Genomic DNA, 14,204 nt, shown 5'->3' with positions numbered 1-14,204 from the left:
AAACAACATGTAAACTAGACTTATGTGGTAGCTTACCGAAATAATAAATATTTTTAACTATAAATTGAAATTATTACTTTAGTATCTAGAAATAAAATAATCCACAAAGAATATAGTTTTCTATGTGGATTATTAGGTTTATTCTTAAATTAAGCTTTTTGAATATACTTAATATAGGGAAGTCCCTAGTATTAACTTTTTTATTATAGACTTTTAACCTTATTTATAACCTCTGCACAGTATTCAGCTACACCTGCAGCACCATTGCTCTTGTATATTTTGTTTAAGTCGCTGCCAATTCCACTGCAATCTGCTCCGCCTTGTATCCATTCGTTAATGTTATCTTTGTTTACTCCACCAGTAGGCATTATGCTAAGGTCAGGAAATATAGATTTTGCTGCTCCAATCAGCCCTTTACCAACAACATTTCCTGGGAATATTTTTATAAATCTTAAACCTAATTTGTAAGCTTTATTTATTTCTGACATTGTCATTAATCCTGGTATCATTAACGCTTTTCTTTGAATTGCATAAACTAATACTTCTTCATCTAAGCAAGGTGAAACAATAAAATCAGCATTATTTTCAATACATGCATCTACAGCATCTTTAGTTAATACAGTTCCTGCTCCAACACAAGCATCTTTATATTCATCTTTTAACTCTTTAATTAACTTTGGTGCGTTTGGTACACTCATAGTTACTTCTATAATTTTCATTCCACCTTTAATAGCTGCTATACTTATTTCTTTTGCTTCTTCATATGTTTTAGTTCTAATAACAGCAACTGCTTTTTCTTGTTTTAGTGTATCATAAATTTTTTCAAACATTTCTTTCACCTCATTATTATTTTTATATAATTATTAAACTATATAATTAAAAATTTTTATTTATATACTTAAACGGATGTATATTAAACTACCGCTACTTTACTAACGCTCTATTTTCTTTGATTGTCCTAGATGTACTAATACATCTTCATAATAAGGCAAGCCCTCATTGTCTCCTTCAACGCCAACTACTAGAGAACCTACGGCGTTAGCAAACTTAACACAATTTTCTAATGTTTCACCTTTAAGTAATGCAGTTAAAAATCCTGCTGCAAACCCATCTCCTGCTCCAACTGTATCTACTAGAGCTTTTGGTTTAATTGCGTCTACTTCATAAATGTTTTTGCCATCTGAGCCTAGTGCTCCCTTAGCTCCCTTTTTAACAATTACTTTTTCTATTCCTTTATCATGGAATATTTTTATTGCTTCTTCAATACTAACTTCATCAAGTAATATTTCTATTTCTTCATCGCCTATTAATAAAATATCCACATACGGTAAAAGTTTTTCTATATAGCTTTTTGCTTCTTCCTTAGTCCACATTTTTAATCTTATATTAGGATCAAAGGATACTATTAGATTGTTTTTCTTTGCTAATTTTACTGCTTCTAATATTACCTCTCTATTGTTTTCATTGATGGAAGGAAAAACGCCAGTAATATGAAGAACCTTGGAGTTCTTAAAATATTCTTCATTTAATTCCTTTGCACTCATTGTACTAGTTGGAGATTTTTCTCTATAGTAAAATGATCTGCTTGATCCGTCTGCCAAAACTTCTCTAAAGTATACTGAAGTTGGATATCCATCTACTAGCTGAACTTCTGAAGTATCAATTCCTTCTCCTCTTGCAGTTTTTAGTATGTATTTTCCAAAATCATCATTACCAAGTCTACTTATCCAGCCCGATTTTAATCCTAGTCTTGCACATCCCATTGCAACATTTAATTCTGCTCCACCTAATTTTCTTTTAAATGTATCACAAAATATTATTGGCCCCTTTTCTTGAGGACACATTGCAATCATTGCATCTCCTATAGTAATTACGTCCATAAATTAATACACCACTTTCAATTTACATATTTATTTTAGCCTTATCAAGCAAGTAGAGATAGGTTTAAAATTTTACACTTGATAAGGCTGTAATTAATTTTAAGATAATCATATATAATTAAAAAATATTATATATCTTTTTACTTGTGATTATTTTCAAATTTTTCAGGCATAAAAATATCTTAATATCAATTTCGCCTTTTATTCCGTATCGTGGAACACCGTTTCATTTACTAATTTAATTTTAATATTATCAACTATAATTGTCAATCATAGTATTATAAAAAACTTTTAATTTTCTGTTTGTTAAAATTAACTTTAGCAATTACAATGTATTATAAGAATAAAAAATATTCAGGAGGATTTAACATGTCAGAGGATTTAAATAATTCCAATTTAGTTCAATCAGTAGAACGTGCTCTGGATATACTTGATTGTTTAGCTGAATATCCAAAAGGCTGTGGAATTGGTGAGTTATCAAAAAATTTAAATTTGAGTAAAAGTACTATACATAGAATAATCACAACTTTAAAATATAAAGATTATGTTACCCAAAATAAAGAAAATGAAAAATATAAACTAGGAATTAAACTTCTTAACTTATCTTCTTCCATAACAAATAGTATGGACTTAATAACTACTGCTAGACCATATATATATGATTTTGCAAGCAAAGTTGATGAAGTTATACATCTTTGTATTCCTGATGAATCATTTTCCAATATAATTTATGTAGATAAAGTATCCTCTGAGAATACTAGCAGAAATATAGTAATGTCTTCTAGCATAGGAAAAAAAGCACCAATTTATTGTACCGCCTCAGGGAAGCTGTTATTATCTCAATATTCTGATGATAAAATAAGAGAATTACTAAAAGATACAAAATTCGTGAAGTACGCAGAAAATACCATCACAGATATAAATATTCTTTTAGACGAAATACATGAAATAAGAAAAAATTTATATGCATTTGATAACATCGAATACGATACCGGTGTTATATGTATTGCTGTTCCTATTTTTGATAGAACCAATAAAATTATTGCTGCAACAAGTCTATCATCAGTAACACTATTTAATTCTATGGATGACTTGCTAAAGTATAAAAATGAATTTATGAATGTTGCTAATAACATTAGCAGACTTATGGGTTATGTTACTTCCACAATATAAAATTGGATATCATAGATAATTATGTTTTTCTATCAAAATAATTATTAAAGTATTACTGAAAATTATGGTTTCCAGTAATATTTTTTATTTTTATAAAATGTTAAAATATCTTTCCCTTTAATTTATAGTATTAGTGTACGATTTTATATTATGCATGATTATTAATGCAAGATACTTTCTATTTGTTTAATTTTATACAGCTACCTTTTGAAATTTTTACCATAATATAAGTATATTTTTAGCCTTACCAAGTATTTAGAGATAGGTTTAAAATTTACACTTGTTAAGGCTATGATTAATTTGGGATATATTATTATATATAATTAAAGAGTATTATATATCGTTATAGTTAAAATCAATGCTGCTAAAATTCTTATTATTATTCTACTATACTTCTAATGTAGGCTTCAATTTCTCTGCATTTGCAGTTGCTAAAGAAATATTCTTTAAATTTTTCTCCGCTTACAGCACCTTTTAATAGATCTTGATCTATTTCTTTTAAAATTGTTACCATATCTTTGTGGGTTACTTTTTTAACTTCATCTAAGATCTTTTTATTTCTTTGTTCTGGTACAACTCTGTCTTTTGGATATCCTTGTCCACTTTCGCCTAGGAATAGCTTTTCGAAAATATATTCTAAGTTTAATTCTGCTCCCCATCCAAATCCTTTTGCAAAAGGTAATGCTATTGCATTTCCATCGTTGATTTGTGCAAACATATATGCATCTGAAGGATCAACTATATGACCACATAATACACCTGGGAATGAATTAGCTGCAAGCATTGCACCTTCCCCTGTTCCGCATCCAGTTATTACATAATCAGCTGCTCCTGAATTTAAAAGGATAGCTGCTAAAATACCATTTTGAACATATGTTAATACCGCTGGATCTTCTGCACTATACATTCCATAATTAAATACTTCGTGACCCATTGGTTCTACTACTTTTTTTAATGATGCACATATCATTTCATTTTTAGCTGCTTGGCTGTTTTCATTTATTAAAGCTATTTTCATTCTTCTTTTCCTCCTAATTATTGTGGTTGTTTTCCAATATAAGCTAAGATTCCACCATCTACGTATAATACATGACCATTTACAAAGTTTGATGCATCAGATGCTAAGAATACAGCTGGTCCCGCTAAATCTTCTGGCGTTCCCCAACGTGCAGCTGGAGTTTTTGCTATTATAAATTCATTAAATGGATGCCCTGGTGTTCTAATTGGCGCAGTTTGTGGAGTTTCTATATATCCAGGTCCAAGTCCATTACATTGGATATTATATTCACCATATTCAGATGCAATATTTCTTGTTAACATCTTAAGTCCACCTTTAGCTGCCGCATAAGCTGCAACTGTTTCTCTTCCAAGTTCACTCATCATAGAACAGATGTTAATTATTTTTCCATGACCTTTTTTAATCATTCCTGGTATTACTGCCTTAGATACTATAAATGGAGCATTTAAATCTACATCTATAACTTTTCTAAAATCTTCAGCCTTCATTTCAAGCATTGGAATACGTTTAATTATTCCGGCATTATTTACTAAAATATCAATTACTCCAACTTCTTTTTCAATTTTTGCAATTAATTCATTTACTGCTTCTTCATCTGTAACGTCACATACGTAACCATGAGCCTTTATTCCTAATTCCTCATATCCTTTTAAGCCCTTATCAACTAATTCTTGGTTTATATCATTAAATACTATTGTTGCCCCTGCTTCTGCATAAGATTTTGCAAGTTCGAATCCAATACCATATGCTGCTCCTGTTATTAATGCAATTTTACCTTCTAATGAAAAACTATTTATATTCATGAAATATTCCTCCTTGAATTTATATTACTTATCTGATAATTTAATTATACTATGATATTTTCACTGTTTCTTGTTATATTTTTTTCAAAATGTTGCAAATCTTGAAGTAGTAAGTATAATAAAATTAATAACATATTTATTACGGAGGTAAATGTCATGAAAGAGTTCACATCATGTAAGGAATCTATTAAAAACTGCATAGCAAACAAATATTTCTCAATTGCTCATTTACACTCTGAAGAAGAAACTATGGCTATTCATATACACGATTGTTATGAAATTTATTATTCTATTTCTGGCGGAAAACAATTTTTAATAGATAATAAATTATATGATATTAATCCCGGTGATTTATTTGTCATAAATCAATTTGAAAGTCACTACGTCTCTCAAATAAATAAGACAGTTCATGAACGTATAGGTATCTCAATTCATCCTGATTTTTTAAAATCAATCTCTACTGATAAAACTGATTTAAGCTATTGTTTTACACATCGTGATGAAAATTTCAGGCATAAAATTAACCTAAACAAAGAACAACAAAATAGATTTATGTATTTTATAAATAAAATTATAAGCACAGAAGGCTTTGGTTCTGATAGAATTGAATATTCAAGTTTTATAGAGTTAATGACCTATTTAACTAAAGCATTTGTTGATAATGAAGATTCATTGTTATCATCTTACAAATATAATAATCAAATTCAAGATATAATTGGCTATATAAACGATAATGTCACAGAAAATGTTACTGTAAAACACTTAGCTGAGCATTTTTTCTTGAGTGAATCATATATCTGTAGAATTTTCAAATTAGCAACTGGAACAACAATAAATAAATATATTATTGCAAGAAGAATATCTATGGCTAAGTCAATGCTTTCAAATGGTTCTAATATTAATGATGTATATGCTCAATGTGGATTTAATGACTATACTAACTTTTTAAAATCCTTTAAGAAAGCTGTTGGTGTATCTCCTAAGAAATATTCTACTTTTAGTATGAATTAATTTTTATTACAAAAAGGGTGGCGTAGAAAGAATACTTATTCTTTCTACGCCACCCTAATTATTTGTGTGTATATACTTAAGTTATAATGTTTAAGCTTAATTATTTTACCAGTGTTTCTCTATATCAGGGCAATAATTTTTCTTAACTGCTGCTCTCATTTCAACAAAGCAGCCACAAATTCTACACATACCATTAATTAAATTATCGCACTGCATACATATACCTAATCGTTTCTTATATTCCTCATCTTCTGTTTTTATATGCTTATCTAAGTTTTTTATATAATCTTGTAGATGCTGATATTCTTTTTCTTCGAATAACTCATCTAATAAGCATTTTTTGCAAAATCTCTGTTTCATATTATTCTATAACTAAATGAAGTACACTACATTTTGGAATCTTAAAGTCAATTCCCTTATCTGTAATCTTGAAATCTGTAAATTCTGCTGGCTTTACTACTTCTGGTGCATCAAAATTATTATATGCACTCATTTCATTTGTTAAAATTGTACCTTTAACAGATTTAATTTCTCTGTCTGTAAATATTCCTTGGATATCGTAAGATTCAGAAACAGATAAGTTATTTAAAGTTATATTAATTCTTCCTTCTGCATCTACAGATACTGATTCATGTAAATTAGGAACTTGATTTTCTTCTTCAACTCCTATGTTTTTAGTATCTATATAACTTTCAACAAGAGTTGCTTCTTGATGATTCTTATACATATTAAATACGTGATAAGTTGGAGTTAGAACCATTTTTTCTCCTTCTGTTAAAATAACAGATTGAAGTACATTTACTAGCTGTGCAATATTTGCCATCTTAACTCTATCACAGTTTTTGTTAAAGATATTTAAGTTAATACCTGCAACTAGGGCATCTCTCATTGTATTTTGTTGATATAAGAATCCCGGATTTGTGCCTGGTTCGACATCAAACCAAGTTCCCCATTCATCAACTATTAATCCAACTCTCTTATCTGGGTCATATTGATCCATGATTGCACCATGTCTATATATTAATTCTTCCATCTTTAATGTTTTCTTAAGAGTTAGATACCAATCCTTTTCATCGAATCCAGTAGCCGCTCCTTTACCTAACCAGAAATCTCCTGGAATTGTATAATAATGAAGAGATAAACCGTCCATAAAGTTAGCTGCAACCTTCATTACACCTTCAGTCCAATTATAATCGTCTACATTAGCTCCACAAGCTATTTTATACAGTTTATTATCACCATAATTTCTACAGAATGTTTGATATCTTCTATATTCATTAGCATAGTGTTCTGGTGTCATATTACCACCACAGCCCCAGCTTTCATTACCAACTCCAAAATATTTTACCTTCCAAGCTTCTTGATGACCATTTTTCTTTCTAAGGTCAGCCATTGGAGAAATACCTTCAAATGTTAAGTATTCAACCCATTCAGACATTTCTTGAACAGTCCCGCTTCCTACATTCCCATTAATATATGGTTCACATTCTAATTGTTTACATAATTCCATAAATTCATGAGTACCAAAGCTGTTGTCTTCTACAACTCCACCCCAGTGGGTATTTATCATTTTCTTACGAGTTTCTTTTGCTCCAATTCCGTCTTTCCAATGATATTCATCAGCAAAACATCCACCTGGCCAACGAAGAACTGGAATTTTTATCTCTTTTAATGCTTGTACAACATCATTTCTCATGCCATTGGTATTTGGGATTTTAGAATTTTCGCCTACATATAATCCTTCATAAATACATCTGCCTAAATGTTCTGAAAAGTGTCCGTAAAGTTCCTTATTAATTTTTCCTTTTTTATTATGCACATTTACAAATAGCTTACTCATAATATCCTCCTTTATTTAAGTTAATACTTTAACATTAAAGTTTTCATTTAACATTATTTATAATATACTACAATCTAATAGCCTCGTCAACGAGTTTTATATGTTTTTTCATTCTTTGTAATCCCATTCTTTATTGATTTACAAGCATTCTTATTTTTGCTATAATTCATTTATCATTTATTAGATACATAAATCTAAATTATTTTTTTATTTAAGTGATAAGTTAAAGTAATTATAAAAAATTATCCTAGTTAAGGTATATTTTCTGCTAGATTTTGATTTACTATTTATTAAAAGGCTAAAATTTTATCTCTAACTATAGAAAGGAACGATTATGTTACATTTTGAATCAATGAAAGATGCCAGTGAAGTTTTCAAGGCTCTTGGTGCTCCTATGCGTCTTAAAATAATGGAAATCTTATATGAAGATGGCGATAAAAACTTAAATGATTTAGCTACAATGCTTAACTTAACTAATAGCGCTATCTCTCTTCATATAAAAAAATTAGAAGAAGTTGGTTTAATAGAAATACATACTATGTCTGGTAAGCGTGGTTCTATGAAAATTTGCAAACCACTTCATGAAATGATGGTAATAGACTTGCTTCCTAAGAAATTAGATATTGCTTCCTATAAAGATGAAATTGAAATAGGCTACTATTCAAACTGTCAAGTGACAGCTACTTGCGGTATTTCAACTAAGGATCATATTATTGGTGAATTTGATGATCCTCGTTATTTTTTATTTCCTGAACATTTTCAGGCCTCAGTATTATGGTTTACTACCGGATTTGTGGAATATAACCTGCCAAACCGCTTAACTGCTGGACAAAAATTAACGGAATTGCAGCTTTCTTTTGAAATTTCATCTGAGTGTCCAGGTTATAATGAAAATTATCCATCAGATATACATTTCTCAATAAATAATATTAATCTAGGCTATTGGGTAAGTCCCGGCGATTTTGGTGCTAGACGCGGAAGATTTACCCCTAACTGGTGGCCTGAAATCTGTAATCAATATGGAAGACTTAAGACCCTATCAATAAACAAAGATGGAACTTTTATTGATAGCGGAAGTAAGATTTCAGATATTACAATTGATGATCTTAAATTAGATTATACTAGTACTATAACTTTTAGATTTTCTGTTCCTAAAGATACTAAAAATGTAGGAGGTTTCACCTTATTTGGTGAAGGCTTTGGAGATTATAATCAATCAATTAAAATGCAAACATTCTATAAAATGCAAGAATCATAATTTTTTAAATTATAAAGGAGAACATTTTGTAACCACAAACGTTCTCCTTTATAGTTTTTAAATTACATATTTTAGTAATGCTTCTGCGACCCCATCTTCATCATTTGTTAGAGCTACATCATTGGCATGTCCCTTTACCTCTTCTGGAGCATTTCCCATCGCTATCCCAAGTCCCGCATATTCCAACATATCAATGTCGTTATAGTTATCTCCCATTGCTATTATTTCCGACTTATCTATATTTAATTTCCTTTGCAGGCAGTTAATTGCTGCTGTTTTAGATGCTTTTATTGGCATAATTTCTAGGTATGTTGGCTTAGAAGGATATATATTTAAATCACTCACTTTAATATTTTCTTTCAGAAAATTTATTTCTTCCGGGGCGGACATACATAAAATCTTGTTTGGTCCTGTTCCTTCTATTCTCCATTGTTCTATTAGTTCACTAAAATTCGTAATATTAGGAGTAATATTTGTTATTTCACTTTCTTGTTTAGCCCAATAATCTAATTGTTCTACATACCATTCATCATCCTTATATAGACTCATGTGAATATTATTCTTATTAGCTAACTTATATATATCTTCAAGGTTAGAAATATCTATAAACTCCTTAGCTAATATAGTATTATCTTTACCTAGAATCAAGGCACCACTATAACAGATAATTGGTTCCTCTATTCCAAGTTCCTTTTGCAAAAATTTTATTCCTTTTGGCATTCTAGCTGAAACCAGTATTACAGGTACTTTATTCTCATTTGCAACTATATTTATAGTACTTTTCACTTTTTCTGTAATCTCATGCTTTGAATTTAATAAAGTCCCATCAATATCTAAGCATACCATTTTAAAATTATTCATATACTCATCCCCTTAACTATTTATTATAAAATATGAATTACTTACAATTACTTAAGAACTATATATTATTAGCAATTATGAGTTGAATATCATGCGATTTAATAATCTCTACAAAAGCAGATGGCGGCATTTTATCTGTTATAATAATATCTATTAACTCCCATTCTACACCTTTATAATAACTCAAGCGTTTAAATTTCTCATATTCAGCAAGGACTATCACTCTATCAGATTTTTTTGCAGCTATCTGTTTAATTAATGCATCTTCTTCATCAACATAATAAATCCCATCTTCTGTTATGGCCGCTGCGCCTAATATCGCTGCATCAAACCTCATTTTGCTAAGGTAATTTGTGCCGTCTGATCTATAAAAAAATCTATTTTTTCTATTAAGAGAGCCTCCTATACAATTTACATCAATGTCTTCTTTTTCAGAAAGTATTTCAATATTATCTAGAGAATGAGTAAGCACCCAAATAGATTTATTTAATTCTTGCGCTAAGAAACTTATTATTGTTGAAACATCAAAAAAATAATGTTTCTCCTCTTCAATAAACTCCAGTGCTTTTTTGGCTATAAACCGTTTTTCCTCGGAGTAAGCTTCAATTCTTTCTCTATATTCCTTAATAGTATTTCTTAATATAGGCAGGCTAATTCCACCGTGAGTTCTAACTGCTGTGCCCTGATTTATAAGTTTTACAATATCACGGCGTGCAGTATCCCTTGATACATTAAACATATTGCAAATATCATGAATGGACATATAGTTGTGTTCATTTAAATACTCTAATATTTTCAAAAGTCTTTCTTCTTGATACATAGAATCACCTTTCCTTAATTTATATAAATGTAAAAATTAATTATTTGATATACAGCTTTATTTTTAATAATTCTAACCACATATATTTTATTCTATATAATAATTAAACTTTTGGGATTAATTTTTATATTACGCGATGCTATAATATCACTAAAGGAAGAAACTGATATTGGATCAACAATAATAATGTTTGCCTGATCTAAATTTAGACCTTTATAATTAGCGTTTTTTTCATATTTTTGATGTTCAGCTAGTATAATTACTTTTTTAGACCTTTTTACAATTTCTCTTTTGATATAAGAATCTTCCTCATTTTCATAATATATCCCATCTTTTTTTATAGCTCCAGCACCTAAAAATGCTGAATCAAACTTGATTCCATTTAAGCATCTTTCACAATCTGCATTATAAAAGAAACGGTTCTTAATATTAAATTCCCCTGCAATCAAATTTACTGTTATACCCCTTTTTTCAGAAAGTATATTAAAGTTATCTATAGAATGAGTGAATATAGTCGCTTTTTTATCTAGAGCTCTAGCAAGAAATTCGACACTAGTTGAAACATCAAAAAAATATGTTCCATTATTATGTATAAATTTCATAGCTTTCTCAACAATTCTTCTTTTTTCATTAAGATTTAATTTTAGTCTTTCCTTATACGAGCATGTATTATTTACATTGAAATTTTTATATTTTTCTTCTTCAATCATATAATCACCCCTTATAAGTAATTATAAGCATTTTAATATATTTTTTCAATGCTTTTAAGTATTTATTTTCACAATCAGTATAAAACGCCTTACAAAACAGCATTACAATTACAATATTTTAATAAATAGTCTATTAAAAAAAGTATCCAGAAATATTTTAATAATAATTTCTAGATACTTTTCATTTTAATATTTATAATTGTTTATTGTTTATGCAAAAGGATTTTCAGTTTTATAAAGCATACCCTTTGGTTGGTTAAATCCAACTTCTTTAACTCCTAAATATCTAAATAAGTTGTAAACTGCTTTTCCAAAGTGTCCAAACGCAACTGCTCCGTGGTGTGGATATCTTCCTTCAACTAATACGTGGCGATAGAACCTTCCCATTTCTGGAATTGCAAACACTCCAATAGCTCCAAATGAACGAGTTGCAACTGGTAATACTTCACCTTGTGCTACATAAGCTGTAAGTTCAGCGTCTGCATTACTTTGTAATCTAAAGAATGTAATATCTCCTGGCACGATATCTCCTTCAAGTGTTCCTCTAGTTATATTTGGTTCTTGATTTGGTTCAAGTGCTCTTGCCATGATCATTTGGTTTTTCATAGTACCACATGTTAATTTACAAGCTGCTGTATTACCACAGTGGAATGCCATAAATGTATCATTTAATGTATAGTTAAATTTACCTTTAATTTCTGATTCATACATATCAGCTGGAACTGTATTGTTTATGTCAAGTAATGTTACAACATCTTGACTTATGCAAGTTCCAATATATTCGCTTAATGCACCATAGATATCAACTTCACATGATACTGGGATTCCCATAGCTGTTAAACGGCTGTTTACATAACATGGTACAAATCCGAATTGTGTTTGGAATGATGGCCAGCATTTATTTGCAAATACAATATATTCTCTTGAACCTTTATGTTCTTCCATCCAATCTAATAATGTGATTTCATATTGAGCAAGCTTTGGTAAAATACCAGGCATTTTATTTCCTTCACCTAGTTCTTTTTCCATGCTAGCTATTACTTCTGGAATTCTTGGATCATCCTTGTGAGCATTAAATGCTGCAAATAAATCAAGTTCTGAGTTTTCTTCTATTTCAACACCTAGGTTATATAATTGCTTAATTGGTGCATTACAAGCTAGAAAGTCTTGAGGTCTTGGACCAAAAGATATAATTTTTAGATTCTTTAATCCTAGTAATGCAGTTGCAACCGGCACAAATTCAGAAATCATTCCTGCAACTTCTGGAGCTGTTCCTACTGGATATTCTGGAATGTATGCTTTAATATTTCTTAAAGCTAGATTGTAGCTTGCGTTTAACATTCCGCAATAAGCGTCTCCACGTCCACCTATTAAATTATCTCCACTTTCTTCTGATGCTGCTGCAAACATAACTGGTCCATCAAATTCCTTAGCAAGTAAAGTTTCTGAAGTTTCAGGTCCGAAGTTTCCTAAGTATACAACTAATGCATTTACTCCAGCTTCCTTAACTTCAGCTAAAGCTTTTCTCATATCTTTTTCATTTTCAACAGTTGTTTGGCATTCAAAAATTTCTCCGTTATAAGCTTCCACTACTGTCTTTCTTCTATTTGCTGATAATTCCATTGGGAAACAATCTCTACTTACTGCAACAATTCCTAATTTTACTTTTGGTGTGTTATTCATTTTAAATTCCTCCATTTTTATCATTTTTATTTAATCTATTTTTATTTTTAATTTATTCTTATAGTTATTTATTAAATTCTTATGGTTTATTTTATTTATTCTTATAGTTTATATTTAATCAAGCATTGTAAACTGTTCGTTGTTGCTCTTAGAAGTTCTTAATTGTCCACCACACTCTTTTTATAGGTGTTTAAGTTCCGTATTGCAGCATAGCTGCTCTTTTTATAGATCAAATGATCCGTATTGCAGCATGGCTGCTCTTTTTATAGGTGTATATTTTCTCCCACAAGCCCTATAAATGCTTCTTGATCACCGAAATCAACTTCTTTGTGTCCAATTAACCATTTGTTTTTGGCAAATAATAATGCATCTTCTCCGACTTTTTCTACCTTACTCTCTAAAGATACATTGGTATCCTTTGGAAGTACTACGACACATCTAAATCCATCTTCATTTGCATTGCATGGGGCATAATGAAGAGTAGTTGCATAAACCTCTATCATAGTTCCAGCAGGAACAAAAAATGCTTCTATCTTTGATGTATCATAAGAGTAATCGTCTTCAATATCTTGTTGGCTGCCTAGAAGTAGTATAAGATCAGTTACTGCTATATTTATTTCTGATGTACGATGGTATTCAACCGCATTTAGTTGATAGTTATTTCCATTGCAATAACCTATTTGTATTGGTAATTCACCAAATTCTCTTTTTCTTAATTCTTCAGCGATTCTTAAATTTTCTAATTCTTTAACAGATGGTGTATAAATTACAGCTTTTGGCAGTGGAGTACTTTCCATCTTTTTAATTATTTCTGAACAATTATAATTTTTTAAGATTTGTCCATATTTTTTAAATTCTTTATCATTTACGTTTTTAATAACCATATTCTTTCCTCTCTTAACTAAATTTTTATTATTAGAATCTATAAATATACTTCAATTACATCTTCAAATTCTTTTATTTATATTGTTAATTTATTTTTCTTATTTCACACTACTTTTTCTTATACATACTTTTCTTATACTATTGCTATTGAAAGAATTAAAATATAACTTTGGTATATTTATAGATTAAATTATTGACTTTTTGAAATTACTTTCCTACAACTTTAACTGCTTTTTCTACTACATTTTCTACTGTAAATCCA

General features: G+C 29.5%; 14 protein-coding genes. 3 read left to right on the top strand and 11 right to left on the bottom strand.

Going from position 1 to position 14,204, the window contains the following annotated elements:
* Positions 1-203 precede the first annotated feature (203 nt).
* Positions 204-830: a bifunctional 4-hydroxy-2-oxoglutarate aldolase/2-dehydro-3-deoxy-phosphogluconate aldolase gene (locus tag COL3_RS21510; RefSeq protein ID WP_008423545.1), complete on the bottom strand. Its 627-nt coding sequence runs from the start codon at positions 828-830 to the stop codon at positions 204-206.
* A gap of 102 nt (positions 831-932) precedes the next feature.
* On the bottom strand, positions 933-1,880 hold the full coding sequence (locus tag COL3_RS21505) for a sugar kinase (RefSeq protein WP_035283381.1): 948 nt from the start codon (positions 1,878-1,880) through the stop codon (positions 933-935).
* Positions 1,881-2,249: 369 nt separating this feature from the next.
* On the opposite strand from COL3_RS21505, the gene COL3_RS21500 reads away from it, so the two are divergent.
* Positions 2,250-3,053, top strand: coding sequence for an IclR family transcriptional regulator (locus COL3_RS21500; RefSeq protein ID WP_008423541.1), 804 nt, complete (start codon positions 2,250-2,252; stop codon positions 3,051-3,053).
* 379 nt (positions 3,054-3,432) lie between these two features.
* Here COL3_RS21500 and COL3_RS21495 read toward each other — a convergent pair whose 3' ends face one another.
* Together COL3_RS21495 and COL3_RS21490 are read right to left on the bottom strand one after the other, a co-directional pair.
* Positions 3,433-4,071, bottom strand: coding sequence for an RpiB/LacA/LacB family sugar-phosphate isomerase (locus COL3_RS21495; protein WP_008423539.1), 639 nt, complete (start codon positions 4,069-4,071; stop codon positions 3,433-3,435).
* A gap of 17 nt (positions 4,072-4,088) precedes the next feature.
* Positions 4,089-4,874, bottom strand: coding sequence for a gluconate 5-dehydrogenase (locus COL3_RS21490; RefSeq protein ID WP_008423537.1), 786 nt, complete (start codon positions 4,872-4,874; stop codon positions 4,089-4,091).
* Between the two features lie 156 nt (positions 4,875-5,030).
* Here COL3_RS21490 and COL3_RS21485 point away from each other — a divergent pair, with 156 nt between their 5' ends.
* Positions 5,031-5,885 (top strand): AraC family transcriptional regulator, encoded by an 855-nt coding sequence (locus COL3_RS21485; RefSeq protein ID WP_008423535.1) that lies wholly within the window; start codon positions 5,031-5,033, stop codon positions 5,883-5,885.
* A 105-nt stretch (positions 5,886-5,990) separates the two neighbouring features.
* On the opposite strand, the gene COL3_RS21480 is transcribed toward COL3_RS21485, so the two are convergent.
* Together COL3_RS21480 and COL3_RS21475 are read right to left on the bottom strand one after the other, a co-directional pair.
* The gene (locus COL3_RS21480; protein ID WP_008423532.1) at positions 5,991-6,245 is read right to left on the bottom strand and encodes a DUF6171 family protein; all 255 of its coding nucleotides are present in this window, start codon (positions 6,243-6,245) and stop codon (positions 5,991-5,993) included.
* A 1-nt stretch (position 6,246) separates the two neighbouring features.
* Positions 6,247-7,725 (bottom strand): alpha-N-arabinofuranosidase, encoded by a 1,479-nt coding sequence (locus tag COL3_RS21475; protein ID WP_008423529.1) that lies wholly within the window; start codon positions 7,723-7,725, stop codon positions 6,247-6,249.
* A 334-nt stretch (positions 7,726-8,059) separates the two neighbouring features.
* Between COL3_RS21475 and COL3_RS21470 the strand changes: the two genes are divergently transcribed.
* Positions 8,060-8,983: a winged helix-turn-helix transcriptional regulator gene (locus COL3_RS21470; RefSeq protein ID WP_008423528.1), complete on the top strand. Its 924-nt coding sequence runs from the start codon at positions 8,060-8,062 to the stop codon at positions 8,981-8,983.
* Positions 8,984-9,040: 57 nt separating this feature from the next.
* Here the strand turns inward: COL3_RS21470 and COL3_RS21465 are convergent, their stop codons facing one another.
* The 5 genes from COL3_RS21465 to COL3_RS21445 form a co-directional block, all read right to left on the bottom strand.
* Positions 9,041-9,844 (bottom strand): Cof-type HAD-IIB family hydrolase, encoded by an 804-nt coding sequence (locus COL3_RS21465; protein ID WP_008423527.1) that lies wholly within the window; start codon positions 9,842-9,844, stop codon positions 9,041-9,043.
* Positions 9,845-9,902: 58 nt separating this feature from the next.
* Entirely contained in the window at positions 9,903-10,664 is a 762-nt protein-coding gene (locus COL3_RS21460; RefSeq protein WP_008423526.1) for a DeoR/GlpR family DNA-binding transcription regulator, read from the bottom strand.
* Between the two features lie 92 nt (positions 10,665-10,756).
* Positions 10,757-11,374: a DeoR/GlpR transcriptional regulator gene (locus tag COL3_RS21455; protein WP_008423525.1), complete on the bottom strand. Its 618-nt coding sequence runs from the start codon at positions 11,372-11,374 to the stop codon at positions 10,757-10,759.
* 210 nt (positions 11,375-11,584) lie between these two features.
* Positions 11,585-13,057 carry an L-fucose/L-arabinose isomerase family protein gene (locus COL3_RS21450; RefSeq protein WP_008423524.1) on the bottom strand — a complete coding sequence of 491 codons (1,473 nt, stop codon included), beginning with the start codon at positions 13,055-13,057 and terminating at the stop codon, positions 11,585-11,587.
* A gap of 263 nt (positions 13,058-13,320) precedes the next feature.
* Positions 13,321-13,941, bottom strand: coding sequence for a DUF4867 family protein (locus tag COL3_RS21445; protein ID WP_008423523.1), 621 nt, complete (start codon positions 13,939-13,941; stop codon positions 13,321-13,323).
* Positions 13,942-14,204 lie beyond the last annotated feature (263 nt).

Source organism: Clostridium sp. LS (genome assembly GCF_002760435.1).
Taxonomy (GTDB): Bacteria; Bacillota; Clostridia; order Clostridiales; family Clostridiaceae; genus Clostridium.
This window is presented reverse-complemented; position numbering and strand designations above follow the sequence as displayed.

What these genes read in the sequence shown, in the direction of transcription:
- COL3_RS21490 (WP_008423537.1), bottom strand. Translation starts at nt 4,874, where the DNA reads ATGAATATAAATAGTTTTTCATTAGAAGGTAAAATTGCATTAATAACA.
- COL3_RS21485 (WP_008423535.1), top strand. Translation starts at nt 5,031, where the DNA reads ATGAAAGAGTTCACATCATGTAAGGAATCTATTAAAAACTGCATAGCA.
- COL3_RS21465 (WP_008423527.1), bottom strand. Translation starts at nt 9,844, where the DNA reads ATGAATAATTTTAAAATGGTATGCTTAGATATTGATGGGACTTTATTA.
- COL3_RS21505 (WP_035283381.1), bottom strand. Translation starts at nt 1,880, where the DNA reads ATGGACGTAATTACTATAGGAGATGCAATGATTGCAATGTGTCCTCAA.
- COL3_RS21455 (WP_008423525.1), bottom strand. Translation starts at nt 11,374, where the DNA reads ATGATTGAAGAAGAAAAATATAAAAATTTCAATGTAAATAATACATGC.
- COL3_RS21470 (WP_008423528.1), top strand. Translation starts at nt 8,060, where the DNA reads ATGTTACATTTTGAATCAATGAAAGATGCCAGTGAAGTTTTCAAGGCT.
- COL3_RS21450 (WP_008423524.1), bottom strand. Translation starts at nt 13,057, where the DNA reads ATGAATAACACACCAAAAGTAAAATTAGGAATTGTTGCAGTAAGTAGA.
- COL3_RS21510 (WP_008423545.1), bottom strand. Translation starts at nt 830, where the DNA reads ATGTTTGAAAAAATTTATGATACACTAAAACAAGAAAAAGCAGTTGCT.
- COL3_RS21445 (WP_008423523.1), bottom strand. Translation starts at nt 13,941, where the DNA reads ATGGTTATTAAAAACGTAAATGATAAAGAATTTAAAAAATATGGACAA.
- COL3_RS21495 (WP_008423539.1), bottom strand. Translation starts at nt 4,071, where the DNA reads ATGAAAATAGCTTTAATAAATGAAAACAGCCAAGCAGCTAAAAATGAA.
- COL3_RS21460 (WP_008423526.1), bottom strand. Translation starts at nt 10,664, where the DNA reads ATGTATCAAGAAGAAAGACTTTTGAAAATATTAGAGTATTTAAATGAA.
- COL3_RS21475 (WP_008423529.1), bottom strand. Translation starts at nt 7,725, where the DNA reads ATGAGTAAGCTATTTGTAAATGTGCATAATAAAAAAGGAAAAATTAAT.
- COL3_RS21480 (WP_008423532.1), bottom strand. Translation starts at nt 6,245, where the DNA reads ATGAAACAGAGATTTTGCAAAAAATGCTTATTAGATGAGTTATTCGAA.
- COL3_RS21500 (WP_008423541.1), top strand. Translation starts at nt 2,250, where the DNA reads ATGTCAGAGGATTTAAATAATTCCAATTTAGTTCAATCAGTAGAACGT.